This is a genomic window from Pigmentiphaga daeguensis (genome assembly GCF_039523035.1).
GTDB lineage: Bacteria > Pseudomonadota > Gammaproteobacteria > Burkholderiales > Burkholderiaceae_B > Pigmentiphaga > Pigmentiphaga daeguensis.
The window spans coordinates 72,494-96,298 of the sequence record NZ_BAAAEN010000012.1 but is presented as its reverse complement, the minus strand read 5'-3'; the positions used below and the strand labels follow the sequence as shown (position 1 = coordinate 96,298).

Below are 23,805 nucleotides of genomic sequence, written 5' to 3'. Positions count from 1 at the left end.
CTTGGAACTACGCCAACTCCGCTATTTCGTCCGCGTCGTCGAGCTGGGCAGCATGGGCCGCGCCGCGCGCGAACTGGGGCTGGTGCCCTCCGCCCTGAGCCAGCAGATCAGCCGCCTGGAAGGCGAGCTGGCCACCCGGCTCCTGCAGCGCACCGCCACCGGCGTCATCCCCACCGACGCGGGGCTGGCTTTCTGGCGGCAGGCGCAGATGGCGCTGCGCCACGCCGACCAGGCCGTGGTCGCGGCGCGCGAGGCCCGGCTGTCGGGCGCGGTCAGCATAGGCTTCGCGCCGTCGACGGCATCGCTGCTGGCCCGCCCCTTCATCGCCGCCATGCAGGAACGCTATCCCGACGTGCGGCTGCATCTGGTGGAAAGCCTGTCCGGCCATCTGGCGGGCTTGCTGAACGCCCGCCTGCTGGACCTGGCCGTGCTGTTCCAGACCGACAGCGGCCGGCACTGGAGCGTCCTGCCCCTGCTGGACGAAAAGCTGTTCGTGGTGGCCCGGCCCGATCTCGTATCCGACCGCCAGCCCCGCCAGCCGATGACGGTGGCGGAAGCGGCGCGGCTGCCGCTGGCCATGCCCAGCAAGACGCACGGCCTGCGCATCCTGGTCGATGCCGCCTTCGACCGCGCGGGCGTCGAGCCGGACATCGCGCTGGAGATCGACGGCCTGACCACGCTGATGAACACCGTGATCGACGCGCCCATCGCCACCATCCAGCCCGGTGTCGCCGCCGGCGGGATGCATGAAGGGCGCCTGTGCCTGTATCCGCTGGACGACCCGTACCTGTTCCGGCGCAACGTCGTCACCAGCGTCTCGGACGACGAGTTGTCCCCCGCGGCGCTGGCCGCGCGGGTGGTGCTGGCCGACCTGATGCGCACGCTGGTGCGCGACGGCCATTGGCCGGGCGCCACCATTCACGAATCGTGAATACCTATTGCCCACGCGCCGTCTAGCCCGGCGCGGCCGCCCCGCCTACAGTGACTCCTCACTGATAGGAAAGCGGAATGATAGATGTCCTGGTCATCGGCGGCGGCAACGCCGCCTTGTGCGCGGCCCTGATGGCCCGCGAGGCGGGCGCCAGCGTCATGCTGCTGGAAGCGGCGCCCAAGGAATGGCGCGGCGGCAATTCGCAGCACACGCGCAACCTGCGCTGCATGCACGACGGTCCGGAAGACGTGCTGGTCGACAGCTACCCGGAAGAGGAATTCTGGCAGGACCTGCTCAAGGTCACCGGCGGCATCACCGATGAGAAGCTGGCGCGCCTGGTGATCCGGGCATCGTCCAGTTGCCGGGACTGGATGCGCAAGCATGGCGTGAACTTCCAGCCCGCGCTGTCCGGCACCTTGCACATCGCCCGCACCAACGCCTTCTTCATGGGCGGCGGCCGGGCGCTGGTCAATGCCTACTACCGCAGCGCCGAGAACCTGGGCGTGCAAATCCGCTACGGCACGCCGGTGCATGCGCTGGAACTGGACGGCGATCGCTTCGTCGCGGCGCTGGCCGGGGACGAACGCATCCCCGCGCGCGCCTGTGTCATGGCGTGCGGCGGCTTCGAGTCCAACCTGCAATGGATGCGCGAAGCCTGGGGCCAGAACGAACGGGGCGAATGGCCGGCGGACAACTTCCTGATACGCGGCACCCGGTACAACCAGGGCGCCTTGCTGAAGTTCATGATCGACGCCGGCGCCGACATGATCGGCGACCCCACGCAATCCCATTGCGTCGCCATCGACGCGCGCTCGCCGCTGTACGACGGCGGCATCTGCACCCGCCTGGACTGCGTGTCGCTGGGCATCGTCGTCAATCGCGACGCCCAGCGCTTCTACGACGAAGGCGAGGACTTCTGGCCCAAGCGCTATGCGATCTGGGGCCGGCTGGTCGCCTTCCAGCCAGGCCAGATCGCCTATTCCATCATCGATGCCAAGGCGGTCGGACGCTTCATGCCGCCGGTGTTCAACGGCATCCGGGCCGACAGCCTGCCCGAGCTCGCGCGGCTGACGGGGCTGGACGAAACCCGCCTGGAACAGACGGTGCGGGAATTCAACGCCGCCTGCCGGGGCGAACACTTCGACCACACCATCATGGACGACTGCCGCACGGAAGGCATCTCGCCCGTCAAGACGCACTGGGCCCGGCCGCTGGATACGCCGCCCTATTTCGCCTATCCGCTGCGCCCCGGCATCACCTTCACCTATCTCGGCACCAAGGTGGACGAGAACGCGGCCGTGCACTTCGGCGGGCGTCCCAGCCCGAATCTGTTCTGCGCCGGCGAAATGATGTCCGGCAATGTGCTGGGCAAGGGCTATACCGCCGGCGTCGGCATGTCCATCGGCACGGCCTTCGGCCGCATCGCCGGCACCCGCGCCGCCGAGGCCGCGCGGCACCCTCGTATTCACGGAGCACCCGATCTTGAAGCAGCTTGAGCATCTCGCGCACGACGCGCAAACCCTGGCGGCCGGCGTACAGGCCGTGCCGATCCAATGGCGGACCCAGGCCGCCGCGCAAGGCGGCGCCTGTTCGACCGCGCTGACCGCCGACGAGAACGAAGCGGCCCGCGTCCTGCAAATATGCAATGCCTGCCGCTATTGCGAGGGATTCTGCGCGACGTTCCCGGCCATGATGCGCAGGCTGGAATTCGGCAAGGCCGACGTGCACTACCTGGCCAACCTGTGCCACAACTGCGGCGCCTGCCTGCACGCCTGCCAATACGCGCCACCGAACGAATTCGGCGTCAACGTGCCCCGCGCCATGGCCAAGGTGCGCGTGCAGACCTACGGCGACTACGCCTGGCCAGGAGTCCTGGGACGCCTGTACCGGCACAACGGCGTCACGCTGGCCCTGGCGACGGCGTTCGCGCTGGCGCTGTTCCTGGTGCTGGCCGCTGCCATGAACGGCGGCATCCTGCACGCGCCGCTTGCCGGCGATTTCTATGCCATCTTCCCCCACAACCTGCTGGTGGCGATGTTCGGCACGGTATTCGTGCTGGCCATCGTCGCGCTGGGAGTGGGCGTGACGCGCTTCTGGCGGAACGTCTCGCCCGGCTCGCCCACCGCGCCGGCCGTGGCCGAGGCCGCGCACGACGCGCTGCGCCTGAAGTACCTGGACGGCGGACACGGCAAGGGCTGCAATGAAACGGACGACGCGTTCACGCTGGCGCGGCGCCGCTTCCACCATTTCACCTTCTATGGCTTCATGCTGTGCTTCGCCGCCACCTGCGTGGCCACGCTCTACCACTACGCGCTGGGGCTGCACGCGCCGTATCCGCTGACCAGCCTGCCCGTGCTGCTGGGCACCGCGGGCGGCATCGGCCTCTTGATCGGGCCGGCCGGCCTGCTGTGGCTGAACCTGCGCCGCCATCCGGCACATGGCGATCCCGACCAGCGCCCCATGGACCGCGGCTTCATCTGCCTGCTGTTCCTGACCAGCCTGACCGGCCTCGCGCTGCTGGCCCTGCGCGACACCGGCGCCATGGGCCTGCTGCTGGCCGTGCACCTGGGCGTGGTCATGGCCTTGTTCCTGACCCTGCCCTACGGCAAGTTCGCGCACGGCATCTATCGATGCGCTGCGCTGCTGAAGTGGAGCATCGAGCGGCGCCAGCCGAGCAATACGCGGCTGACGCCGGATTGAGGCGGGTGGAAAGGCGGCAGCCCTAGTCGCCCGCCAGTTCGCCGGCGATCCTGCCCGCCGCCTGCCTGACCAGTTGCACCACGCGCGGCACGTCCACCACGTCGATGCGCGGCATGTCTATCACCACCGACAAGGCGCCCCAGACCGCGCCGTCGGCCTTGGGTATGGGCGCCGCGATAGCGGCCAGTTGGGGCTCCAGTTCCCCCCGGGACACGTAATGGCCGGCCCGGCGGATCGCGGCGTAGTACTTCCGGAACGCCGGCCATTCCGTGGGCAGTCCGGCCCGGGCGATGTCGGCCGCATGCGCGTCGAACAGCTTGCGCAGCTGCGCGGGCGGAAACGAAGCCAGGATGACCTTGGGCGCGCCGCCGCTGAACAGCGGACGAGGCCGCCCGCGTCCGTAGGACAGCGTCGCGGGCGCCTTGCCCATCTCGCGGTGCGTGTCCAGGATCTGCGCACCGAACCAGGCCGAGGTCACGCAATCGAAGCCAGTCTTCTCCACCAGTTCGGCCATGTGGGGAATCGCGACCTGCAACAGCGGGTCGGCCCGCCGGATGTAGTAGTCCAGCACCACGATGCGCGGGCCCAGCGCGTAGCGCGAATCGCCGGCACGCTGCAGCAGCCCCGCGTCGCCCAGCGTCTTTACGTAGCGATAGCCGGTGGGCAGGGACACGTCCAGCAGCGACGCGATCTCCTCGGCGGTGCGGGTCAGGTGCTCGTCGTCGAACAGGTCCAGCACCCGCAGCATGCGTTCCAGGCTGGTGGCGGATTTTTCTTCCATGCGGTCATCGGGACAAAGCGACCTCGGCCGCGGGCAGGCGGGCCGTGATGCGCTCGAGTTCGTCGGAGGTGCGCGCCACGCCCATCAGGTAGCGGTCGGGACGCAGCACGATGGCCCGCGCGCCGTGCGCATCGAGCCAGGCCGCTAGTGTACGGCCCGGGCGGTCGAGCACCGTCGCGTCCATCGCGCGCCACCGCTCGCGCGTGGCCTGGCCCACCGCGCCCAGCACGCCGGGCTCGCCGATGATGGCCATGCGGTTGCCCAGCGCCTCGTCCAGCAGGCTGCCGTCATCCAGCCGGGGCTGCGGAAAGGGCTGCCCGGCGGGCGCGGGCGCATCGCCCTGGAGCCCCGGCCCCAGGGCGGGCGACGGGAACTCGAAGATCTCCGGCTCGCCGGCCGAGAAGCGCCGGTCGCGTTCGCGGGCCGCGTCGGGATCGGTGGTCTGGATGATGGCGCCCAGGCGCACGGCCAGCTCCACGAAGGCCCGCACGTGGGGCGCCCGCTCGGACTCGTAGGAATCCAGTAGCGTCTCGCCGGCGCGCCCGCGCAGCACCGCCTCGAGCTTCCAGGCCAGGTTGGCGGCGTCGCGCATGCCGGCGCACATGCCCTGCCCCAGGAAGGGAGGCGTCTGGTGCGCGGAATCGCCGGCCAGCAGCATCCGGCCCTTGCGCCAGCCGTGCGCCAGCACGGAATGGAAGGTGTAGACCACGGCGCGCTCGAGATCGGCCTGCTCGGGGGTGACCCAGCGGCGCACCAGGTTCCACAGCGTATCCGGCCGGACCAGGGCCGCGGTGTCGTCCCCCGGCATGATCATGATTTCCCAGCGACGGCGGCGTCCGACCACGTTGCAGTACGTCATGGGCCGCGCGGGATCGCAGTACTGGACGGTATGCGCGGGCAGGGATACCCCCTCGTCCTTCAGGATCGCATCGAAGACCAGCCACGGCTGGTGCAGGCCCAGGTCCTCCATCCTGCTGTCCATGGTCTTGCGGACCAGCGACCGGGCGCCGTCGCAGCCGACGGCATAGCGGGCGCGCGCGGTGCCGCCGTCCGACAAGTCCAGTTCGACCCAGTCGCCGCGTTCGCGCAATGCCGTCACTTCGCAGCCCAGCCGCACCGCCACGTCCGAGTGGCGGGCGACGCCCTCGCGCAGCACGCGCTCCAGCTCGGGCTGGTGGAAGTAGTAGTTGTTGGCGCACCCGTGCGGACCGTCGTCGGAGGTACCGCCGCGGATCAGCAGTGTCCGGCCCTCGGCGTTGACGAAGTGCATGCCCTGGTTGCCGGGACGCGCCACCTTCAGCACCGCCTCCCGCAGGCCCGCGCTCTGGAAAATGCGCATGACTTCGCCATCGAAATGGATGGCGCGCGGCAGGGGATAAACCTGGCGCTCCTTGTCCAGCACCAGGACGGACAGTCCCGCCTGCCCCAGCAGATTGGCCAGCATGGCCCCCACCGGCCCGTAGCCGACGATCGCCACGTCGGCCGTCATCGATGAACGTTCAGGCATGCTGGTCGGCTTCCATCCGTCGGGCGACCTCCGCCTGCCACCGGGCACGAGGCTGGAAACGGGGATAGCGGCGAGCGATGGCCTCCGCCTTGCGCATGATCTCCTCGTCGCTGTCGCGGAAGTCCACCGGTTCGCGCAGCGGCTGCTCGCAATACCAGTCGGTGTCCATGAACAGCTCCAGCCGGTTGCCTTCCGGATCCCGGCAATAGATGGACACGGCGTTGCCGTGCGTCACGGGCTGGATGTCATCCACGCCGGCCGCAACCAGCAGTTCGTGGAAGCGCCGCAACGTGGGCAGGTCGGGAACGCGGAACGATATCTGGTTCACGACGCTGAACCGCACGTCGTCGGGACGGCCCGACACCAGGACGATCTGGTGGTGTTCGGCCGGGTCGCGGCTCAGGAAGATGAGGCGGGTATGGCCCAGGTTGCCGCGGTCGGTCTCGGTGAAGCGCAGCACGGTCCGGTAGAAGTGCGCCATCGCGTCGATGTCGCGCGCGTACAGCCCAAGATGACTGAAGGCGAGCGGCAGGCTGGCCTGGGGGGCGCGGGAGGGTTGCATTGTCATTACTCCTCCTTTCGTTCTCTTTAAAAGAGAATAAAAGTTGATTTTTTGTTTGTCGTGTGTTTTTAATATATACGAATTCTCTTATTTTGATAATAGACCAACAAAAATCACGATCGTGATGAACCCAGGAGACGCCCCATGAATCCGCTGTTACGCCGCATCGGCCTGCCCGCCATCGCCCTGGCGGCCCTCGTTTCGACCGGCGCCCACGCCGAGGACTACCCCGCACGGGCGGTCCGCATCATCGCTCCCTTCGCCGCTGGCACCGGACCCGACGCCAATGCCCGAGAGATCGCGGCCGAGCTGACCAAGGTGCTGGGACAAACAGTGTTCGTGGACAACCGGCCGGGGGCCTCCGGCATCATCGGCACCGAGGCTGCCGCGCGCGCCACGCCCGACGGCTACACCCTGTACATCGGCACCACCAGCACGCTGTCGGTCGTGCCGCACCTGTATTCCAAGCTGCCCTTCGATGCGGCCAAGGACTTCACGCCGGTCAGCCTGCTCGGCATCCTGAACACCGGACTGATCGCCACGCCCAAGCTGGCGGCCAACGACGTACGCGCCCTGCTGGCCTTGATGAAATCCAGGCCCGATGCGGTCAACGTGGCCACCCAGGGGCCGGGCAGCTACTCCCACCTGTCGGGCGAATGGTTTGGTTTCAGCGCCGACACCAAGCTGAATTTCGTGCCCTACAACAGCAACAGCCCCTATGCGGACCTGCTGGCGGGCCAGGTGCAACTGATGTTCGACGGGCTTCCGGCGGCGGCGGGCAACATCCGCGCGGGCAAGCTCAAGCTGCTGGCGATCACGGGCAAGCAGCGGCACCCCACCTTCCCCGACGTGCCGACTTTCGCCGAGTCGGGCATCGCCGACTTCGAACCCATCGCCTGGCAGGGGCTGCTGGCGCCGGCCGGCACCCCCAAGGCCATCGTCGACAAGCTGAGCGAAGCCATGCGCAAGGCCGCGCGGTCGCCGGAGCTGGCCGAGAAATGGCGCTCGTATGGGGGAGAACTGAAGGGGGACACGCCGGCGGAATTCGCGGCGTTCATCGCGGCCGACCGCGCCAAGTGGGGCGAGGTCGTGCGCAAGGCCAAGGTCAGGCTGGATTGATCCAGGCGGCGGCCAGTTCGCGGGTGGCGCGCGCCAGCAAAGCGGCATCCACGCCCACCGCGACGAAGCTGGCGCCTTGCTCCAGATGTTGCCGTATCAGGGCGGAATCCGTGGCCAGCGTACCCACCGCCTTGTCATGCGACAAAGCCCCCCGCCTTGCCCGATCGATGGCCGCCCGCACCTCGGGATGACCCGGCTCCCCCAGGTGCCCCATGGAAGCAGCCAGGTCAGCCGGACCGATGAAGATACCGTCGACGCCGTCCACCGCGGCGATCTGCGCGACACGGTCCACGCCGGCCGCGGTCTCGACCTGCGCCAGCACGCATATCTGCCCGTTCGCCGCGTACAGGTAGTCCGCATAGGTGGCCCACCGCGAGGACCGCGCGATGGAACTCCCCACGCCGCGCGTCCCGTGCGGCGGATAACGCGTCGCCGCGACGATCGCCCGCGCCTGCTCCGCGGACTCGACCATGGGAACGAGGAAATTCTGGACGCCGATCTCCAGGTACTGCTTCAACAGCACGGCGTCGCCGTCGGGCACGCGAACAACCGGCGCCGGCGGATAGGCGGCCAATGCCTGCAACTGCGCCAGGACGCTGCGCAAGTCGTTGGGACCGTGTTCCCCATCCAGCAGCAGCCAGTCGAATCCGGCCTGGGCGCAGATCTCCAGGCTATAGGGATCGGCCATCGCGGCCCATAGGCCGATAAGCCGCCGGCGGTCGATGAGCGCACGCTTGAAAGCATTCTCGGGCAGATTCATGCCATGTCCCCGTCAGGCGAAGCGAAAGCCGATCGAACCCAGCTGACCGTAGTCCGCATGGAAGGTATCCCCCCGGGCGCCCGGTACGGGCCGGGTGAAGGATCCGGCCAGGACGATCTCGCCCTCGCCCAGCATTTCATCGTGGCGCGCCAGCTTGTTGGCCAGCCACGCGATGCCGGTGGCCGGATGGCCCAGCACGGCGGCGGCCAGCCCCGACTCCTCGATGATCCCGTTCTTGTGCAGCAGGGCGCCGCACCACCTCAGGTCCACGGCGTCCGGCCGCACCGGCCGGCCTCCCAGCACCACGCCCGCGCTGGCGGCGTTGTCCGAAATGGTATCGAACACCTTGCGCGGCCGGCCCGACTCCCGATCCGTCTGCTCGATGCGCGCGTCGATGATCTCCAGCGCGGGCACCACGTAGTCCGCGGCGCGCAATACGTCGAAGACGGTCACTCCCGGTCCGCGCAACGGCCGGCCGAGCACGAAAGCCAACTCGACTTCCACGCGCGGCGCCAGAAACCGGTCGTGCGCGATGTCATGACCCGACTCATGGAACATGTCGTCGAGCAGGGCGCCATAGTCGGGCTCGTCGATCTGGCTGGACTGCTGCATGGCGCGCGAGGTCAGGCCGATCTTGTGCCCGCGCAGCGTCCGGCCGCTCTCCCGCTTCAGGCGCATCCACGCCCGCTGGATGCCATAGCCGTCGTCCACGGTCATGTCGGGATGGCGCAGCGAGAACTGCCGCACCGGCACGCGACTGTGTTGAGCCGCCTCCAGCTCCTTCGCGAGCCGCAATGAGATATCGGAATCGAGCACGGGCTTTCCTTATCGGGTAGAGGGCGCGAATCGCACAGACAGCCTGGCGGTCACGCCAGGAAGGACATGGCCGACTGGACGAAGGCATCCTGCCGTTCGATCTGCACCCAGTGGCCGCATTGGCCAAACATGAGCAGGTCGGCGCGCGGACACCGCCGGGCGATACGAAGCCCGCACTCCACGGGTACGCGCTGGTCGTCGCGCCCATGCAGCACCAGGACGGGCGCCGCGATCGACTCCAGGTCCCGTTCCGGAATGCCTTTGACCATCTTGACCTCCCCCGCCTGCCCGGGCTCGGGGAACAGTTTGCGGTAGGCGTCCATGCCGCCCGCCTGCAGGCTGACCTCGTGGCGCAGCCTCACCATCTCGTCGGTGATCACGGCCGGATCGTAGGGAAAGGTGCGCAGCAGCTCCGCCATGTTCTCCAGCGATGGCTGGTAGTACCAGGACCTCGCCGACGAGGCGCGCTGCTCGAACTCTCCGGCCGGCGTGCCCATGAGCACCATCCGGCGGACGCGGTGCCCATTGCGCAGCGCCACGGCCAATGCCAGCGCGCCGCCGAACGAATTGCCCACCAGATCGGCCTGCTGCACGTTCATGGCATCCATGAATCCCAGCAGGTGCTGTACCCACACCTTGATGTTGTACCGCGCACCCGGCTGCCGCTCGGTGAAGCCGAAGCCGACGATGTCCGGGACCAGCACCCGGTGCCGGCGCGCGAACGCGGGCATGACGCCATGCCAGTTTTCCCAGCCGCTGACCCCTGCCCCCGAACCGTGCAGGAAAATGACCGGCGGCCCGTCGCCCGCCTCGTGATAGTTCGTGCGCAATCCGTTGGCCTCGACGGTCTTGCCCACGGCCGGATGTCTCGCGGAAATGTCCATGCCCGTTTCCTCAAATCGAGCGGGCGGCCACGCCGCCGTCGCTCATGAATATTTCGCCGGTGACCGCGCGCGCGTTGTCGCGGCTGGCCAGCAGCACATAAAGGCCGGCGTGGTCGCGCGGCCGCTGAGCGAACGCCAGCGGCACCGCCGCCGATACACGTTCATCAAAGGCGCGCGGATCGGCATCGATCTGGCGGCCACCATGTCCCAGCGTCTGCGTGCCCCGCAGTCCCGTCAGCGTGCCGCCCGGCCCGACGCCGTTCACTCTCACCCTGGGTGCCAGCTCCAGGGCCAACTGACGCACCAGGCCGACCACGGCGTGCTTGCCCATGGTGTAGAGCACGCCTCCGCCCCCCGCATGGAAGCTGGCCACCGAGGCGGTAAAGATCATGCAGCCACCGGCTGCCTCCAGCGCCTCGCGCGCGGCCATGGCCGCGTACAGATAGCCGCGCAAGTTGACCGCGAACAACTCGTCCATCGTCGCCGCCAGGGCCGAGGCGGTATAGCCTCTCAAGGGCCGGCGAAAATCGAACAGCCCCGCGTTGCCCACCAGCACGTCCAGGCCGCCGTAGCTTGCCAGCGCGCGTTCGACCGCCTGTTCGTGGACCGCATGGTCGCGTACGTCGCCGATCACCGGTTCGACGCGACTCCCGTGCTCCCGGGCCAACTCGTCCAGGCCAGCCCGGTCGGCATCCACGCATACCACGCCCAGCGCGCCTTCTTCCAGGTAGCGTTCGGCCACCGCGCGGCCGATGCCGCTGGCCGCTCCGGTAATGACCGCGACCTGCCCCGCCAGCCAGCCGGACGAGGAAGAAGCGCCGCGTTCGAGAGCCCGTGTATTCATAGGAATACGTTCAGGTTCTTGGCCAGCAGGACGGTCTGCGTGATGACGATCTCGCGCGACGCCAGGCGCAGGCCGCCGTCCTCCACGCGCCGCAGCACGTCGTTGCGGCGGCCGGACAACCAGTACTCTTCCGCCTCGCCCCTGCCCCGGCAATTGACGAAGGCGGAGTACACCCGGTATTGGCCGGGCGCATCGGTCAGTTCGACCTCGATATTCGAGATGATGTGGCAGGAGCGGGTCGGCGGATCCTCGGCCCATGCCGTCGGATCGAGAAAGCGGGTCACCCGCCGCCGCATGTTCAGCAGGTCGTCATCGAAGAATGCCATGCGCCGGGGATCGAGCCTGGGCTTCTTGTCCCGCCGGTGACGCGACTGGATACCGGGCATCCAATAATGGACATCCTCGGTCATCAGTCCCAGCCACTCCTGGTAGCGTTCGTCGTCCAGCAGGCGGGCCTCGCGATACAGGAACTGCTCCACTTCGAACACCAGGTCCCGCGGCGGCAGCATCGGCGGCGGCGGCGCGACCGGCTTGCGCAGGGTGGGGGTCTCGCCTAGGTTCACGGGCATGTGCTCAGCTCCTGGATACGTGCGCGCGCTCGTCGCACATCAGCTTCAGCCACTGGCGGTAGAAGGCGCGCTGGTTCGAATCGTTGTACTTGCGCAGATGCACCGCCCCCTTCAGCTCGGGATGCTGGATGCCGCTGTCCAGGCCCAGCGCGTAGTGCAGCTTCTGGCGCCGGGTCACCACGCCATCGTTGGTCTGCGTCGAGTTCTCCCAGTTGTCGCCATCGTCCATCTCCAAGGTGCCCGACGGCGAGAAAGTCCTCATGACCCCCTTCATGTACAGGCTCTTGAGGCTTTCAGGCGCGGACTTGTTGACCAGCACCCAGGTATGCAGTTCTATTGCCTTCGGCCCCTTGGGATGCCAGGTGCGGAAAGTGCTCTGGCCGGGCAGGAAGGACATATGGGGAAACAGGTTGGCCGAACTGATGGACCCCACCATGCGCGATCGCAGCTTGCCCAGGCGAGCGGCTACTTTCTCCTCGCGCTCGCGCAGGTAGTCGACGATGTCCTGTTCGCCCAGCACCATCGCGTTGCCGACCATGTCGAGGCCGAATTGCCAGCCATGTCCGTTGACGTTGATCTGGTAGCTGTTCTCCTGGTTCGACTTGCCCACGCCCATCCCCAGCATCGCCATCGCGCCCGAGTTGTGCGTCCAGGCGGCGTGGTACGAATCGCCGGCGAAGTTCTCCGCCGGGAACTTCCAGTTGCATGCCATGCGCGACTTGATGCTGCCTTCCAGAAATTCCGTACCGTCCTCATCGTTGTCCAGCAGCACGTCCAGGTACCAGCGATAGTCGCCCAGGTAATCCTCCAGGCTGGGCGCTTCCTCGTCGAAGGTCGCGAACACCAGTCCCTTGTAGGATGCGACCCGGGCCCGGTGCAGGCCGAGATCGCCCGGATCGAAGCCAGGGCAGGTCTGCCGATAGACGTCCTCCTGGGGCAGCGCCACCAGCGCGCCGTCCAGCCCGAAAGTCCAGCCGTGATAATTGCAGGTGAAGCGCCGGCGATTGCCGACCTCGGCCAGGCTGATGCGGTTGCCGCGGTGCGTGCAGGAGTTCAGGAAGACGTTGACCGCGCCATTGCCGTCCCGGGCCACGATCACCCCGTCCTCGCCCATGTAGGTGGTCAGGAAATCGCCGGGTTCCGCGACCTGGCTCTCGTGCGCCACGAACAGCCAGCAGCGGGCAAAGATGCGTTCGAGCTCCAGCCGGTAGACGGCCTCGTCCCAATACACGCGGCGGTCGATCGCGCCGCGTTCCAGATCCACCAGCGCGCGGAGCTCGTCCGGACCGGGTTGAATAACGTCAGTCGTCATGCTGGCTCCAGGACTTCGGCGAACCCCAGGCCGGTCACCCATTCTTCGCCGTGCTCATAGCACAGCACTCGTCCGGTCCGGCCCGGCAGCGCGCCCATCATGCAAAGAAAATTCCTTATCTCGAAAGCGCCGTTGCCGCCCTGCTCCAGGATCTCGGCATCGCTCATCTCCAGCAGGCCATGGGAATCGCCTCGCGCCACGCAATCGAGCACGCGATGGTCGAAGGCCTCGTTCACCCGTCCCATCTGCGGCATGCCGACCCAATGGCTGATGCCACCGGAACCGATCACCACGACGCGGTCGTCGGTGTCCCAGGCCTCGACCGCCGCGCGCAGGGCGCCGCCCAGTTGGTGGGCCCGCCGCAGCGATATCACCGGCTCCACGCCACTGGCCAGGTAGACCGGTATCACGCCGCGCACCGAGGGATTGACGAGCGCGCACACGCGCGCGGGCAGGCCGATCGAATGGTCCACGCGCAGCACCTTGGCCACGGCCCAGTCGTATCCATGGTCCCGGCCATGGCGCGCGATGTGCCCGGCAAGCGGCGCATGGTTGGGAATCGCGCCCTGGTCGATGCCGGCGAACTTCTCATAAGGTCCGCTGACCTCGCCTATCCCGATCAGATAACTCGGCAGGCATCCCGGCCCGAACAGCACGTAGTGGTCGGCGCCGACCACGACCACCGCGGTGGCTTCCAGTTCGCCTATGCGGCGCGCGATCTCGCCATAGGCCGCCATGACCCGGTGCTGGCCTTCCGTCCAGCGCTCCCTGGGCATGTAGAAGATACCGGGTTCATGCGGCATGACGAAGCCGCCTACGATGCTTGCCATGCCCCCTCCTCCCGCGCTTCGCACAGCCTCGCCAGATAGGAGGCCCTCGTCCGCGACGGTGCGTTCATCATCCAATAGCCATAGGTCAGCAATGGGCTGACGCCCTCGCGCTGCAATTGCGCCACGTCGAACTCCACGACCATCCTGGCCTGTGCGGGTTCCAGGCGGTAGCGTGCAAGAAACCCCGCGGCATCAGCCGCGAAAGCCTCACGCGCATCGCGGCGCGTTCCCAGGTCGTACAGCACCTGCTCCAGCATGTATCCGCTCATGGCCTACTCCGCTTCCACGCCGGCCGCCCGCACGATGCCGCCCCAGCGCTCGTTGTCGCGGCGAATGTAATCAGCGAACCCGGCCGGCGACATCTCGCGCGTGACCGCGCCTTCCTGCGCCAGCCTGTCGCGCATGCTCTGTTCCTTCATCGCCTTCGCCAGCGCCGCCCCCAACGTGGCGATGATGTCGGACGACGTTCCCTTGGGCGCCGACAGCCCGAACCAGGACGTGGCGACCACCTGGGGCAGTCCCTGCTCGGCGAATGAGGGGATGGCGGGCGCCGACGGCGACCGCTGTTCCGACGTCACGCCATAGGCGCGCAGCCGTCCGGCGCTGACATGGGGAAGCGTGCCCGGCATGCTGCCGAAGTACAGGTTCACCTGGCCCCCCACCACGTCCTGGATGGCCGGAGCTTCCCCACGGTACGGCACGTCGCGGTACCTGGCGCCGATGGCGTTGAAGAACATGGCGGCCGTCAAATGCGAGAAGCCGCCCTTGCCGGTAGTCGCGATGGCCGTGCCGGCGGTATCGGCCTTCAGTCTCGAGACCAGTTCGGGCAGGTTGCGTGCGGGATACGACACGGGAGAAACCAGCAGGATGGGTGCTTCGCCGATGAACCCGATCGGAATGAACTCGTCCAGGCGATAAGGGAGCTTCTTGTAGATATGGGGATTGACCGCGAACGACGTGGCCGTCGCGAGCAGGATGGTGTAGCCATCGTTGGGAGCCCTGGCTGCCGCGTCCACGCCCACGATGGTGGCCGCGCCCGCCCGGTTGTCGACGAATACCTCCTGCCCCAATGCCTCGGCCATGACCTTGGCCACCAGGCGCGCCAGCACGTCGGTGGTGCCGCCCGCCGGATACGGCACGATCAGCCGTATGGGGCGTTCGGGATACTTCGCCCAGCAGGGGAATCCCGCCAAGGCGGCCGACAGGGCCGCCGCGACCGCAATAGTTCGCATCGTCGTCTCCTCGGTGCGTGCTCGTTCAGATGGCCGCCGCCCGCCCGGCCCAATAGGGATCGCGCAACTTGCGCTTCATCAGCTTGCCGGAGTCGTCCCGGGGAAGCTCATCGACGAAGACGAACTCCCGGGGAACCTTGAAATTCGCCAGCTTGCTCTTCAGGAAGCCGCGCAGCGCGTCTTCCGACAGGGCAAGGCCATCGGACGGCAGCACGAAGGCCACCAGCCTTTCCCCATACTCGGCATCGGGCACGCCGATCACCGCGCTGTCGGCCACGCCCTCGTGCTCGGCCAGCGCGCATTCGATCTCGGCGGGATAGATGTTCACGCCACCGGAAATGACCATGTCCTTCTTCCGATCGACTAGGAACAGGTAGCCGTCTTCGTCCAGATAGCCGACGTCGCCGTTGGTAACCAGCCCGTCGCGGTCGACCTGGACCCGCTGCGCGTCGGCGTTCAGGTAGGTGAAGTTGGGCACCCCTTGCAGCCCCACGTAGATCTCGCCGATCTGCCCGGCGCCAAGGCGCTCGCCATTCTCGCCATAGACACGCAGCTCCCGTCCCGGCCAGGCCCGGCCGAGGGTTCCTGGCCGGGCCAGCCACTCCTCGGACGAACTGCGGCTGGCCATGCCGGTTTCCGTCGCCCCGTAGTACTCGTGGATGACCGGCCCCCACCAATCGATCATGGCCTGCTTGATCTCGCGGGCACAGGGCGCCGCGCCGTGGATGACGAACTCCAGCGAACTCAGGTCATGGCGCGCCCTGACCGCCTCGGGCAGGCGAAGCAGCCGCACGAACATGGTGGGGACCAGGTGCAGGTGGGTGATGCGCTCGCGCTCGATCAATGCCAGCAATTCCTCGGCATCGAATCTCGGCATCAATGCGATGCTGCCTCCCGAATTCAGGACCGATCGGGTATAGGTGTTGGGCGCGCTGTGATACATGGGGCCGGCCATGACGGTACGCACGCCGGGACGCAGGTCGAACCACTGCTGCGACAGCGCCGCGAAGCGGCGGGCCGCGTCCGGTTCGAGCGCCGCGCGCCGCACCCCCTTGGGCCGCCCCGTGGTTCCGCTGGTATAGATGATGCTGCCGCGAGTACCCGCCGCGGAGCGATCCTCCAGCTCGCCATGGGCCGCGATCACTTGCTCCAGGCTCTCCACCCCGGAAGGCACGGCACAGCATCCGGCGTCCAACCCGTAGGCCCGCTGGATCTCGGGCGGCGTGGGACTGGCGATGACCCGCACGCCGCGTGGTATCGCCCCGCCCATCCCCGCCAGCAGATCCGCATGAGCCAGCAGTACCGGCGCCGCCGCGTCGGCAAGGATGAATGCCGATTCATCCGCCTTCTGGTGCCAGTTGATGGGCACCGCATAGGCCCCGAGCAGGCTGGCGGCGATCATGGCCTCAAGGAAGCAGAGGTCGTTGCGCATCAGTATCGCGAGCGCGTCGCCTTCCCTGACGCCTCCCTCGCGCAGGCCCTGCGCCAGACGCGCGCCGCGAGACCAGAGCGAGCGCAGCGCAACGCTGCGTTCGCCGATCGACGCGTGGCCGGATGCTGGGCCAAAGGAGTGGTCGGAGCTCGTCATCGCTTCTTGCCTTGAACTGGATTCCGTTCCATACTGGTCGGTATGGAAGCTACTCTATTGAACGCCCCCATGACCGTCAACCCTGGGAGAAACCCTTGAACACGCCTCCTCCGCGATCGCACCGCGTTACTCATCCATGGCGCCTGCGCGTCCCCGCGATGGGCTCACCCATGTTCATCGTCTCGTCGAAGGAACTGGTGGCGGAGCAATGCAAGGCGGGCATCATCGGAGCCTTCCCATCTTTGAACGCGCGCCCGGAAAGCGAGCTATCGCTCTGGCTCTCCCATGTGCAGGCGCAGATAGATGGATGGAACCGGGGCTCCCCGCCATGGCCCGCTGCCCCCTACGCGGTCAATCTCATCGTCCACCCCAGCAATCCGCGCCTCGCCCACGATCTGGACGTCGTATGCAGGCACGCGGTCCCCATCGTCATCACGAGCCTGAATCCGCCCGGCAACGTGGTCGAGCGCGTACACGCCTACGGTGGCATCGTGCTGCACGACGTCTCGACGCTGCGCCATGCGCGCAAGGCCGTCGATGCCGGCGTCGATGGCCTGATCCTCGTTTGCGCGGGGGCCGGCGGACATACCGGCAGCATCAATCCGATGGCGTTCACCGCGGAGGCGAGGCGTTTCTTCGATGGGCTCATCGTGCTGTCGGGGTGCATCGCCGAAGGCCGCCAGGTGCTGGCCGCACAGGCAATGGGGGCCGACCTGGCCTACATCGGCACGCGCTTCATCGCCTCGCACGAGGCCAACGCCCAGGCGTCTTACAAGAACATGGTGGTGGATGCGACGGCGGCCGACATCGTCTGCAGCGATGCGGTCACGGGGCTGCCCGCCAACTACCTCGTCCGCAGTTTCGAGGCGGCGGGAGTCGACATCGGCACGCTGGCGTCACGCGAACGCCGCAGTTTTTCATTCGGCAAGCGGGCGGACAGCGGCGAGGCCAAGGCATGGCGCGACGTCTGGAGCGCCGGCCAGGGCGTGGGCGCGGTCGCTGAGATCGCCTCCACCGCCGCCATCGTCGATGGACTGGCGGCCGAATATGCCCAGGCCCTGGCGGATCTCGAACGCTTGGCCGGGCGGGCTACTTGACGGGCGAAGGAAAGAAAATGGTGTCGAGCGCGGCCTGCCGCATCGCCAGTTTCTGCTGCTCGGGGTAGGCGAAGATCAGGCGCAGGCCCGTCGAAAAACTATAGTGCAGGCAGGCCAGCAGTTCCGGATCGACCTTGGCGCCCATCTCGGCATACAAGCTGGTCAGGTAGGTCAGCCGCTGCTGGTCGACGTCGGCCACGGCGCTGCGCACGTCGGGATTCGTCCGGGCCCAGTTGCGCACGGCCAGTTCGATGGCGCCGCCGAATTCGTCGATGGGCGAGTTGGTGCCGATGAAGGCGATCAGGCGGATTTTTTCCTGCGGGGACGTAGACGCGCTTTCGACGATCTCGATCACGCGCAGCGTGGCGTGCTGCTTCCACTCCTCGATCAGCGCGAGCAGCAGGTCGTCGCGCGATTCGAAATGCCAATAAAAGCTGCCCTTGGTCACTCCCAGGTCCGTGGCCAGGCGCGGGATCAACACGGCGTCCACCCCGGATTGCGCCAGCACACGCAGGCCTGCGCGCACCCAATCGGCCCGCTGCAGGTCGGTCTTGACGCCTCGCGCCGAGGCCGCCCGACGGCCCGGCTTCGGGGCCGCCGCCTTCTCCGGCTCGGCCCGCGGCTTGCGCTTCGTTCCAGTTTCGTTCTTCATATGCAACGAGCCATCCTGATCTTCCCCCGCAAGCGCGACAGGCCGGCTTGCGGGGTATCGGCTCCTATTTTGCAGCATGCCCGCCAGTCTGGGCAGGATTCCCGTCTATTGCCCCTTCAACCCCAGCTTCCTGATCAACGGCGCCCAGCGCTTGAGCTCGTCGTCCATGTAGCGGCGGAACGCCTGCGGCGTTGTGGCGGCCGGCTCCATGTATTGCGTCTCGAGCTTCTTGCGGACTTCCGGGTCCTTCAACGCGGTAATCAGCGCATCCGACAGCTTCTTCTGGATGTCGGCCGGCACCTTGGACGAAATCACGAAGCCTATCCAGGCCGAGCCCTCGATGCCGGGCACGCCGGCTTCGCCCAGGGTCGGGATGTCGGGCAGCAGGGCCGAGCGCTTGGACGAGGTCACGGCCAGGGCCTTGAGCCGGCCGTCCTTCACCATGGGCATGACGGCGATGGGCGGCAGCGCGGCGAACTGGGTGTCGCCGGACAGCAGGGAGGTCAGCGCGGCCGGAGACGACGGATAGGGCGCATGCACCGCCTTGGCGCCGATCTGCTGCAGCATCAGTTCCACCGACAGGTGCGAGACCGTGCCGGCGCCGGTGGACGGGAAGTTGTACTTGTCCGGGTTCTTCTTCAGCGTGTCCAGCAGTTGCGCCACGTTGGCGATGCCCGACGAGGCCGGCACCACCAGCACGTTGGGCTGGTGCACCGCCAGCGTCAGCGGCGCGATGTCCTTGGCCGGATCGTAGGGCAGCGAGTCGAACAGCACGGTGTTGTTGACCAGGGGCCCGGTGATGGACACGCCGAAGGTGTAGCCGTCAGGCTGCGCCTTGGCGATGGCGTTGGTGCCGATGTTGCCGCTGGCGCCGGGACGGTTCTCGACCACCACGGTCTGCCCCAGGAGGCCGCCCAGGCGATCGCCCACCACGCGCGCGACCTGGTCAGGGCTGGATCCGGGCCCGAACGGCACGATCAGTTTCAGCGGCCGGGCCGGCCAGGCCTGCGCCTGGGCCGCCAGCGGCAGCGCACAGGCCACCAGCGCGGCTATCATTCCCCGGGCCGCCGCGCGTTTCCATTGCTTATGCATTTCCGTCCTCCGCGCTGGTCATCCTGTCGTGATACTTCTGCTCGACGGCGATGAATGCGGCCACCAGCGCACGGTAGCCGGCATCCACCACGTCCTCCAGGCCTTCGAATCCCCGGTTGTGGCGGGTGGCCAGCGCGCGCACCTTGGCGAACACCTCGGCCTGGCGCGCCGGCGCGCTGACCTGGAAGGCGTCCTTCTTGAAACGCGCGGCATCCTTCACGTACATGGCGCGCTGCGCCAGCAGCGCCACGATCTGGTCGTCCAGCCGGTCGATGTTGGCGCGGACCTCGGCCAGCGTCGCGCACAGCGGCCGATATGCCGGATCGGTGTAGGCCCGCAGCGGGCGGCCTGTCTGGTCAGGCTCCTGCATGTGCATGTCTCCTTGTCGCAAATACGGCATCGGACTAGTTCAACTGCAGCCAGATGCGCCCGCCCTCGACCTTGAGGGGGTAGGTCTTGATGTCTTCGGTCAACGGCGCGCACATCGCCTTGCCGCTGCGCACGTCGAAGCGGCCCTGGTGCAGCGGGCATTCGATCTCCGCGCCTTCCAGGAAGCCATCACACAGGCGCGCGTGGCCGTGCGTACAGATGTTGTCGGTAGCGTAGAACGCTCCTTCCACGCTGTACAGCGCCAGGTCCTTGCCCGCCGCCTGCACGCCGATCACGTCGTCTTCCGGCACGTCATCCGTCGCCGCCACATCGGTCCAGTCAGCCATGGTCACCTCAAATCGGATAGATCAGGGAATTGGGAATCATCTCGGTATCGAACACGCACACGCGCGACGCGAACTTCAGCCCCTCGGGGGTGCGCCGGATGCGGTCGATGTAGCGGCCGACGTTGAATACCGTGGATTCGCCGGTCAGCTTGGTGCGGAACACGGCGTAGTTGGCCTCCACGTGCAACTCGCCATCCTCGTCCTTCAGGATGCGGGGCAGGCCGCACACGTGCCGCTGGTAATAGGGATCGTGGAACAGGGTCTCGCTGATGCCGTACACGCGGTCCTTGAGCATGCCCTTGCTGATCAGGTAGAGCGTGGCCAGCGGCAGCCCGCGGTCGAAATTCTCGCGTGGCTGGATCTTGTATTCGCACTCGTCCAGGAAGAAATCGGGCCACGCCTCCCATTGCCGGCTGTCCACGACCGCCGCGTAGTCGGCATGCAGGCGGGCCACTTCCAGATAGGTCTGCACATCGTTCATGTTCGTTTCTCCAGGCCCTCAGACGTCCATCACTTTTCGCCAGTACTCGTACATGCCGCGGATCAGCGTCTCGGTCACCATGTGGTCCGTGTTCTCGACCGCTGTCCCGCCCAGTTCCGCCAGGGCGCGGTGGTAGGGCTTCTGCTCGAAGCCGCTCTGCGAGAACTCGATGACCTCGCCGTCGTCGGCCGACACGAATCCCGCCGGGCCGAACAGGTTGGCCTGGATCAGGCGGCGCTGGATCATCTCCGGCGTATCGTCCTCGAAGGCGAAATGCGTCCAGACGAAGTCGAACGAGCCATGCCCGTTCGGCTGGATGTGCCGCGTGGACACGCTGTTGACCTGCTGCTGGAAGATCACGCTGGGGAAGATCGTCATCATCACGGCGGTAGGTTCGCCCCACCATAGCTCGTGGACGATATCGAGCAGGCGCTTGTCGTTGATCTCCATCGTTTCCTTGAAACTGGTCACGCCGGCGGTGACCTCGGACTTCACGCCCGCCGAACCGCGCGTGGAGATCATGGCGGCGTGGCGGAACCGGTCGTCCATCTTCAGCTCGGACTTGTTGTCCGCGCGCCAAAGGCCGTAGGTGATGAACCAGGTGTGCAACAGGCCCGGATGGTACGGGTCCTTGATGTTCTCCTGCATCAGCTTCCAGTTGCCCGGAATGCGCTGGCGGTTGTAGCCCAGCAGCTTGAGCTTGCGGCCGTTGAACAGGCGGTCGAAATAGCCCAGGATGACCGGGCCCAGGAACTCCTCCAGCGACGGCACGCCGTGGTCGAACGAAGCGAACACGACACCGCCCCGGGTGGCGACCTTGAGCTTGTTCAGGTTGTTGTCGGCGGTCTTGAAGTCGGCCGGCATGCCGCCGTTGACCTTGCCGCCCTGCTTGACGCCGCGCCGGAACGGCACGCCCTGCAGGTCGCCCTTGAGCGTGTAGTTCCACTGGTGGTAGGGACAGACGAGTTCCTTGCGATTGCCGCTGCGCTCGCGGCAGAACTGCATGCCCCGGTGCGCGCAGACGTTCTCGATCACATGGATGGTCTCGTCCTCGGCGCGGGTCATGATGACCGAGCGCTCACCCACCACGGTGCGCTTGAAGTCGCCCGGGTTCGGAATCTCGGCCTCCAGGCCGATGTAGTTCCAGTGGCCCGAGTAGAAGAAGCGCTCGAGCTCCTTTTTGTAGAGCGACTCGTCGGTATAGGCCCAGAACGGGATGCGGCTGGAACCGCTGTCCTTCCATTCGAGTTCGCGCGGGAAAACGGTGGTTTCACCCATGCTTGCCTCCTTGTCGTGATGGTTGGGATCGCGCGCGGGCGCGGTCAATCGCTGCTTGCGTAGAAAGCGTCGGCGTAGACGTGGTCGGCGGACAGGCCCTTGCGCGCCAGCACCAGGGTGGCGGCATCGACCATGGGCGGCGCCCCGCACAGGTAGGCACGCCAGCCGGCCAGGCCGGCCCAGTCGGCGTCGACCGCGTCGGTCACCAGGCCGCTGCGGTGTCCCGGCAGTTCAGCCCCCGCCGCCACGACGACGTGCACGTGCAGATTGTCATGCCGGGCCGCCAGCTCGTCGAGCCAGGATTTGCCGTAGACGTCCTGTTCGGAACGCACGCCGAAGTACAGGTGGATGTCGTTGCGCATGCCCGCCTCGAGCGCGCCGCGCACGATGGACAGCACGGGCGCCAGTCCGGTCCCGCCGGCCACGCACAGCATCGGGCCGGCGTGCTTGCGGCGCAGGTAGGCCGTGCCCAGCGGGCCGCTGACGCGCACCTGGTCGCCTACTTTCAACTGGGTGTCGATGTAGCCCGAGACGCGCCCTTCGGGCACCACGCGCACGTGGAACTCCAGTTCGTTGCCGCTCAGGCAGGCCATCGAATACGGCCGGATGTGCTCGGGGGTGAATTGCAGCGTCGCGTACTGGCCGGGCGAGAACTCCAGCGTCTTGGCCGATCGCAGGACCACGCGGCGGATGTCGTGGGTGACGGCCTCGATGCTGGCCACGGAAGCCTTGAGCACCTTGGCCGGATGCACCACCAGTTCGTCGACCTCGGGGATCTCGATGGTGCAGTTGTCCGTCAGCACGCTCATGCAGGCCAACACGTAGCGGCCGTCGTGCGGATTGGTCAGCTTGGCCTCGCGGCCCGATTCCAGCACGCCACCGTCCAGCACCTTGCATCGACAGGTGCCGCAACGGCCGGCCATGCAGCTGTAGGACACGGGGACGTCATTGCTGCGCAGCGTCTGCAGCAGGTTCGCGCCTGGCTCCACCGCCAGCGAGCGGCCCATGGGCTGAACGACCAATTCCATGTGTGTCTCGCGTCTTGGAGTAGTTGTGTTCGTCGACGAAAGTATAGGAAGGGGTCGAATATTTATATATAGAATATCGTGAATAGACTCAATCACCAGTGTGAATGGTTGGCCTCATGGAACTGAAAGACATCGACCTCAATCTGCTGGTCGTCTTCAACCAGATGCTGATGGAACGCAAGGTATCGGGCGCGGCCGAGAAGCTCGGACTGACGCAGCCGGCGGTCAGCAATGCGCTCAACCGGCTGCGCAAGCTGCTGGGCGACGACCTGTTCCTGCGCACCACACGCGGGATGGAACCCACGCCCTACGCACGGCAACTGGCCGAACCCATCGCCTATGCGCTGGGCACCATCCAGGACACGCTGAACTTCCGCAGCAGCTTCGATCCGGCCAGCAGCAACCGCACCTTCACGGTCGGCATGACGGACATCGGCGAGATCTATTTCCTGCCCAGGCTGATGGAGGCCACGGCCCGGATCGCGCCGGGCGTGTCGATCAACACGGTGCGCAACACGGCGGTCAACCTCAGGGACGAAATGGAGGCCGGCCACGTGGACCTGGCCATCGGGCTGCTGCCGCAGCTCAATGCCGGCTTCTTCCAGCGCCGGCTGTTCACGCAGAAATACGTCTGCATGTTCCGGCGCGGACACGCGCTGGACGGCCGCAAGCTGACGCTGGATGCGTTCCGCAAGGCCGATCACGTGGTGGCGGTGTCGGCCGGCACCGGACACGGCATCGTCGATGAATTCATGCAGAAGAAGGGCGTACAGCGCAAGGTGCGCCTGACCGTGCCGCACTTCGTGGCGATCGGCCACATCCTGCGGTCGACCGACATGATCGCCACCGTGCCCGAGCGCTACGCGAACGAGTGCCTGGAGCCGTTCAACCTGACCGCGGTGAACCATCCGGTGGCGCTGCCCCGGATCGGCATCAATCTATTCTGGCACGCGAAGTTCCACCGCGAGCCGTCCAACCAGTGGCTGCGCGGCCTCATCTTCGACGAGTTTTCGGACCCGTGAGGCC

The 23,805-nt window shown here is 67.0% G+C and carries 26 protein-coding genes; 6 read left to right on the top strand and 20 right to left on the bottom strand.

Annotation, left to right across the window (positions count from 1 at the left end):
• Nucleotide 1 precedes the first annotated feature (1 nt).
• The 3 genes from ABD104_RS16220 to tcuB all read left to right on the top strand — a co-directional run bounded on the left by ABD104_RS16220 (nucleotide 2) and on the right by tcuB (nucleotide 3,631).
• The gene (locus tag ABD104_RS16220; protein WP_087840710.1) at nucleotides 2-931 is read left to right on the top strand and encodes a LysR family transcriptional regulator; all 930 of its coding nucleotides are present in this window, start codon (nucleotides 2-4) and stop codon (nucleotides 929-931) included.
• 77 nt (nucleotides 932-1,008) lie between these two features.
• On the top strand, nucleotides 1,009-2,427 hold the full coding sequence (gene tcuA / locus ABD104_RS16215) for an FAD-dependent tricarballylate dehydrogenase TcuA (protein ID WP_343927834.1): 1,419 nt from the start codon (nucleotides 1,009-1,011) through the stop codon (nucleotides 2,425-2,427).
• A gap of 46 nt (nucleotides 2,428-2,473) precedes the next feature.
• Nucleotides 2,474-3,631: a tricarballylate utilization 4Fe-4S protein TcuB gene (gene tcuB, locus ABD104_RS16210; protein WP_371696190.1), complete on the top strand. Its 1,158-nt coding sequence runs from the start codon at nucleotides 2,474-2,476 to the stop codon at nucleotides 3,629-3,631.
• A 22-nt stretch (nucleotides 3,632-3,653) separates the two neighbouring features.
• Here tcuB and ABD104_RS16205 read toward each other — a convergent pair whose 3' ends face one another.
• Genes ABD104_RS16205 through ABD104_RS16195 form a run of 3 tightly spaced genes read right to left on the bottom strand, consistent with a single transcriptional unit; the run spans nucleotide 3,654 to nucleotide 6,481 of the window.
• Entirely contained in the window at nucleotides 3,654-4,412 is a 759-nt protein-coding gene (locus tag ABD104_RS16205) for an IclR family transcriptional regulator (RefSeq protein ID WP_279818247.1), read from the bottom strand.
• A gap of 4 nt (nucleotides 4,413-4,416) precedes the next feature.
• Nucleotides 4,417-5,919 (bottom strand): bifunctional 3-(3-hydroxy-phenyl)propionate/3-hydroxycinnamic acid hydroxylase MhpA, encoded by a 1,503-nt coding sequence (gene mhpA, locus ABD104_RS16200; RefSeq protein ID WP_343927833.1) that lies wholly within the window; start codon nucleotides 5,917-5,919, stop codon nucleotides 4,417-4,419.
• Nucleotides 5,912-6,481: a VOC family protein gene (locus ABD104_RS16195; RefSeq protein WP_343927832.1), complete on the bottom strand. Its 570-nt coding sequence runs from the start codon at nucleotides 6,479-6,481 to the stop codon at nucleotides 5,912-5,914. The genes mhpA and ABD104_RS16195 overlap by 8 nt, the downstream gene beginning before the upstream one ends.
• Before the next feature lie 144 nt (nucleotides 6,482-6,625).
• Between ABD104_RS16195 and ABD104_RS16190 the strand changes: the two genes are divergently transcribed.
• Nucleotides 6,626-7,600, top strand: a complete 975-nt coding sequence (locus ABD104_RS16190) for a Bug family tripartite tricarboxylate transporter substrate binding protein (protein WP_279818244.1) — start codon at nucleotides 6,626-6,628, stop codon at nucleotides 7,598-7,600.
• On the opposite strand, the gene ABD104_RS16185 is transcribed toward ABD104_RS16190, so the two are convergent.
• From ABD104_RS16185 to ABD104_RS16140, 10 genes are read right to left on the bottom strand one after another with little or no spacing between them, the layout of a single operon-like run.
• On the bottom strand, nucleotides 7,587-8,360 hold the full coding sequence (locus tag ABD104_RS16185; protein ID WP_279818243.1) for an HpcH/HpaI aldolase/citrate lyase family protein: 774 nt from the start codon (nucleotides 8,358-8,360) through the stop codon (nucleotides 7,587-7,589). The genes ABD104_RS16190 and ABD104_RS16185 overlap by 14 nt on opposite strands.
• 12 nt (nucleotides 8,361-8,372) lie before the next feature.
• Nucleotides 8,373-9,176, bottom strand: a complete 804-nt coding sequence (gene hpaH / locus ABD104_RS16180; RefSeq protein ID WP_343927831.1) for a 2-oxo-hept-4-ene-1,7-dioate hydratase — start codon at nucleotides 9,174-9,176, stop codon at nucleotides 8,373-8,375.
• A 50-nt stretch (nucleotides 9,177-9,226) separates the two neighbouring features.
• Nucleotides 9,227-10,060 carry an alpha/beta fold hydrolase gene (locus tag ABD104_RS16175; RefSeq protein WP_279818240.1) on the bottom strand — a complete coding sequence of 278 codons (834 nt, stop codon included), beginning with the start codon at nucleotides 10,058-10,060 and terminating at the stop codon, nucleotides 9,227-9,229.
• 10 nt (nucleotides 10,061-10,070) lie between these two features.
• A complete protein-coding gene (locus tag ABD104_RS16170) occupies nucleotides 10,071-10,904 on the bottom strand; it encodes an SDR family oxidoreductase (RefSeq protein ID WP_279818239.1) in 834 nt (277 codons plus the stop codon).
• Nucleotides 10,901-11,473, bottom strand: a complete 573-nt coding sequence (locus tag ABD104_RS16165; protein ID WP_279818238.1) for a 3-phenylpropionate/cinnamic acid dioxygenase subunit beta — start codon at nucleotides 11,471-11,473, stop codon at nucleotides 10,901-10,903. Before ABD104_RS16165 ends, ABD104_RS16170 begins: the two co-directional genes overlap by 4 nt.
• A 4-nt stretch (nucleotides 11,474-11,477) precedes the next feature.
• Nucleotides 11,478-12,785, bottom strand: a complete 1,308-nt coding sequence (locus ABD104_RS16160; protein ID WP_343927830.1) for an aromatic ring-hydroxylating oxygenase subunit alpha — start codon at nucleotides 12,783-12,785, stop codon at nucleotides 11,478-11,480.
• A complete protein-coding gene (locus ABD104_RS16155; RefSeq protein ID WP_279818234.1) occupies nucleotides 12,782-13,615 on the bottom strand; it encodes a DODA-type extradiol aromatic ring-opening family dioxygenase in 834 nt (277 codons plus the stop codon). The genes ABD104_RS16160 and ABD104_RS16155 overlap by 4 nt, the downstream gene beginning before the upstream one ends.
• Nucleotides 13,600-13,884: a hypothetical protein gene (locus tag ABD104_RS16150; RefSeq protein ID WP_343927829.1), complete on the bottom strand. Its 285-nt coding sequence runs from the start codon at nucleotides 13,882-13,884 to the stop codon at nucleotides 13,600-13,602. The genes ABD104_RS16155 and ABD104_RS16150 overlap by 16 nt, the downstream gene beginning before the upstream one ends.
• 3 nt (nucleotides 13,885-13,887) lie before the next feature.
• Nucleotides 13,888-14,847, bottom strand: a complete 960-nt coding sequence (locus ABD104_RS16145; protein WP_343927828.1) for a Bug family tripartite tricarboxylate transporter substrate binding protein — start codon at nucleotides 14,845-14,847, stop codon at nucleotides 13,888-13,890.
• Between the two features lie 25 nt (nucleotides 14,848-14,872).
• The gene (locus ABD104_RS16140) at nucleotides 14,873-16,435 is read right to left on the bottom strand and encodes an AMP-binding protein (RefSeq protein WP_130355480.1); all 1,563 of its coding nucleotides are present in this window, start codon (nucleotides 16,433-16,435) and stop codon (nucleotides 14,873-14,875) included.
• A gap of 170 nt (nucleotides 16,436-16,605) precedes the next feature.
• Here ABD104_RS16140 and ABD104_RS16135 point away from each other — a divergent pair, with 170 nt between their 5' ends.
• The gene (locus tag ABD104_RS16135; RefSeq protein WP_343927827.1) at nucleotides 16,606-17,532 is read left to right on the top strand and encodes an NAD(P)H-dependent flavin oxidoreductase; all 927 of its coding nucleotides are present in this window, start codon (nucleotides 16,606-16,608) and stop codon (nucleotides 17,530-17,532) included.
• Here ABD104_RS16135 and ABD104_RS16130 read toward each other — a convergent pair.
• The 7 genes from ABD104_RS16130 to ABD104_RS16100 all read right to left on the bottom strand — a co-directional run bounded on the left by ABD104_RS16130 (nucleotide 17,525) and on the right by ABD104_RS16100 (nucleotide 22,779).
• Nucleotides 17,525-18,184, bottom strand: coding sequence for a TetR/AcrR family transcriptional regulator (locus ABD104_RS16130; RefSeq protein WP_343927826.1), 660 nt, complete (start codon nucleotides 18,182-18,184; stop codon nucleotides 17,525-17,527). The genes ABD104_RS16135 and ABD104_RS16130 overlap by 8 nt on opposite strands.
• Before the next feature lie 105 nt (nucleotides 18,185-18,289).
• Nucleotides 18,290-19,276, bottom strand: coding sequence for a Bug family tripartite tricarboxylate transporter substrate binding protein (locus tag ABD104_RS16125; RefSeq protein ID WP_343927825.1), 987 nt, complete (start codon nucleotides 19,274-19,276; stop codon nucleotides 18,290-18,292).
• On the bottom strand, nucleotides 19,269-19,646 hold the full coding sequence (locus ABD104_RS16120; RefSeq protein WP_087840732.1) for a chorismate mutase: 378 nt from the start codon (nucleotides 19,644-19,646) through the stop codon (nucleotides 19,269-19,271). The genes ABD104_RS16125 and ABD104_RS16120 overlap by 8 nt, the downstream gene beginning before the upstream one ends.
• Nucleotides 19,647-19,680: 34 nt before the next feature.
• Nucleotides 19,681-19,992 carry a non-heme iron oxygenase ferredoxin subunit gene (locus ABD104_RS16115; protein ID WP_343927824.1) on the bottom strand — a complete coding sequence of 104 codons (312 nt, stop codon included), beginning with the start codon at nucleotides 19,990-19,992 and terminating at the stop codon, nucleotides 19,681-19,683.
• 7 nt (nucleotides 19,993-19,999) lie between these two features.
• The gene (locus tag ABD104_RS16110) at nucleotides 20,000-20,473 is read right to left on the bottom strand and encodes an aromatic-ring-hydroxylating dioxygenase subunit beta (RefSeq protein ID WP_087840733.1); all 474 of its coding nucleotides are present in this window, start codon (nucleotides 20,471-20,473) and stop codon (nucleotides 20,000-20,002) included.
• Between the two features lie 18 nt (nucleotides 20,474-20,491).
• The gene (locus ABD104_RS16105) at nucleotides 20,492-21,751 is read right to left on the bottom strand and encodes an aromatic ring-hydroxylating dioxygenase subunit alpha (protein ID WP_343927823.1); all 1,260 of its coding nucleotides are present in this window, start codon (nucleotides 21,749-21,751) and stop codon (nucleotides 20,492-20,494) included.
• Nucleotides 21,752-21,795: 44 nt separating this feature from the next.
• Complete coding sequence (locus ABD104_RS16100) at nucleotides 21,796-22,779, bottom strand: 2Fe-2S iron-sulfur cluster-binding protein (RefSeq protein ID WP_132980510.1); 984 nt, start codon at nucleotides 22,777-22,779, stop codon at nucleotides 21,796-21,798.
• 116 nt (nucleotides 22,780-22,895) lie between these two features.
• Between ABD104_RS16100 and ABD104_RS16095 the strand changes: the two genes are divergently transcribed.
• Entirely contained in the window at nucleotides 22,896-23,801 is a 906-nt protein-coding gene (locus ABD104_RS16095; protein ID WP_343927822.1) for a LysR family transcriptional regulator, read from the top strand.
• Nucleotides 23,802-23,805: the final 4 nt, after the last annotated feature.

Bases quoted from the DNA above. Each gene is read 5' to 3' on its own strand.
- ABD104_RS16095 (WP_343927822.1), top strand. From the start codon at position 22,896: ATGGAACTGAAAGACATCGACCTCAATCTGCTGGTCGTCTTCAACCAG.
- ABD104_RS16190 (WP_279818244.1), top strand. From the start codon at position 6,626: ATGAATCCGCTGTTACGCCGCATCGGCCTGCCCGCCATCGCCCTGGCG.
- ABD104_RS16160 (WP_343927830.1), bottom strand. From the start codon at position 12,785: ATGACGACTGACGTTATTCAACCCGGTCCGGACGAGCTCCGCGCGCTG.
- ABD104_RS16135 (WP_343927827.1), top strand. From the start codon at position 16,606: ATGTTCATCGTCTCGTCGAAGGAACTGGTGGCGGAGCAATGCAAGGCG.
- ABD104_RS16155 (WP_279818234.1), bottom strand. From the start codon at position 13,615: ATGGCAAGCATCGTAGGCGGCTTCGTCATGCCGCATGAACCCGGTATC.
- ABD104_RS16165 (WP_279818238.1), bottom strand. From the start codon at position 11,473: ATGCCCGTGAACCTAGGCGAGACCCCCACCCTGCGCAAGCCGGTCGCG.
- ABD104_RS16110 (WP_087840733.1), bottom strand. From the start codon at position 20,473: ATGAACGATGTGCAGACCTATCTGGAAGTGGCCCGCCTGCATGCCGAC.
- ABD104_RS16205 (WP_279818247.1), bottom strand. From the start codon at position 4,412: ATGGAAGAAAAATCCGCCACCAGCCTGGAACGCATGCTGCGGGTGCTG.
- ABD104_RS16100 (WP_132980510.1), bottom strand. From the start codon at position 22,779: ATGGAATTGGTCGTTCAGCCCATGGGCCGCTCGCTGGCGGTGGAGCCA.
- ABD104_RS16130 (WP_343927826.1), bottom strand. From the start codon at position 18,184: ATGAAGAACGAAACTGGAACGAAGCGCAAGCCGCGGGCCGAGCCGGAG.
- ABD104_RS16115 (WP_343927824.1), bottom strand. From the start codon at position 19,992: ATGGCTGACTGGACCGATGTGGCGGCGACGGATGACGTGCCGGAAGAC.
- ABD104_RS16145 (WP_343927828.1), bottom strand. From the start codon at position 14,847: ATGCGAACTATTGCGGTCGCGGCGGCCCTGTCGGCCGCCTTGGCGGGA.
- ABD104_RS16105 (WP_343927823.1), bottom strand. From the start codon at position 21,751: ATGGGTGAAACCACCGTTTTCCCGCGCGAACTCGAATGGAAGGACAGC.
- ABD104_RS16125 (WP_343927825.1), bottom strand. From the start codon at position 19,276: ATGCATAAGCAATGGAAACGCGCGGCGGCCCGGGGAATGATAGCCGCG.
- ABD104_RS16140 (WP_130355480.1), bottom strand. From the start codon at position 16,435: ATGACGAGCTCCGACCACTCCTTTGGCCCAGCATCCGGCCACGCGTCG.
- ABD104_RS16150 (WP_343927829.1), bottom strand. From the start codon at position 13,884: ATGAGCGGATACATGCTGGAGCAGGTGCTGTACGACCTGGGAACGCGC.
- ABD104_RS16120 (WP_087840732.1), bottom strand. From the start codon at position 19,646: ATGCAGGAGCCTGACCAGACAGGCCGCCCGCTGCGGGCCTACACCGAT.
- ABD104_RS16170 (WP_279818239.1), bottom strand. From the start codon at position 10,904: ATGAATACACGGGCTCTCGAACGCGGCGCTTCTTCCTCGTCCGGCTGG.
- ABD104_RS16175 (WP_279818240.1), bottom strand. From the start codon at position 10,060: ATGGACATTTCCGCGAGACATCCGGCCGTGGGCAAGACCGTCGAGGCC.
- mhpA (WP_343927833.1), bottom strand. From the start codon at position 5,919: ATGCCTGAACGTTCATCGATGACGGCCGACGTGGCGATCGTCGGCTAC.
- tcuA (WP_343927834.1), top strand. From the start codon at position 1,009: ATGATAGATGTCCTGGTCATCGGCGGCGGCAACGCCGCCTTGTGCGCG.
- ABD104_RS16185 (WP_279818243.1), bottom strand. From the start codon at position 8,360: ATGAATCTGCCCGAGAATGCTTTCAAGCGTGCGCTCATCGACCGCCGG.
- ABD104_RS16195 (WP_343927832.1), bottom strand. From the start codon at position 6,481: ATGCAACCCTCCCGCGCCCCCCAGGCCAGCCTGCCGCTCGCCTTCAGT.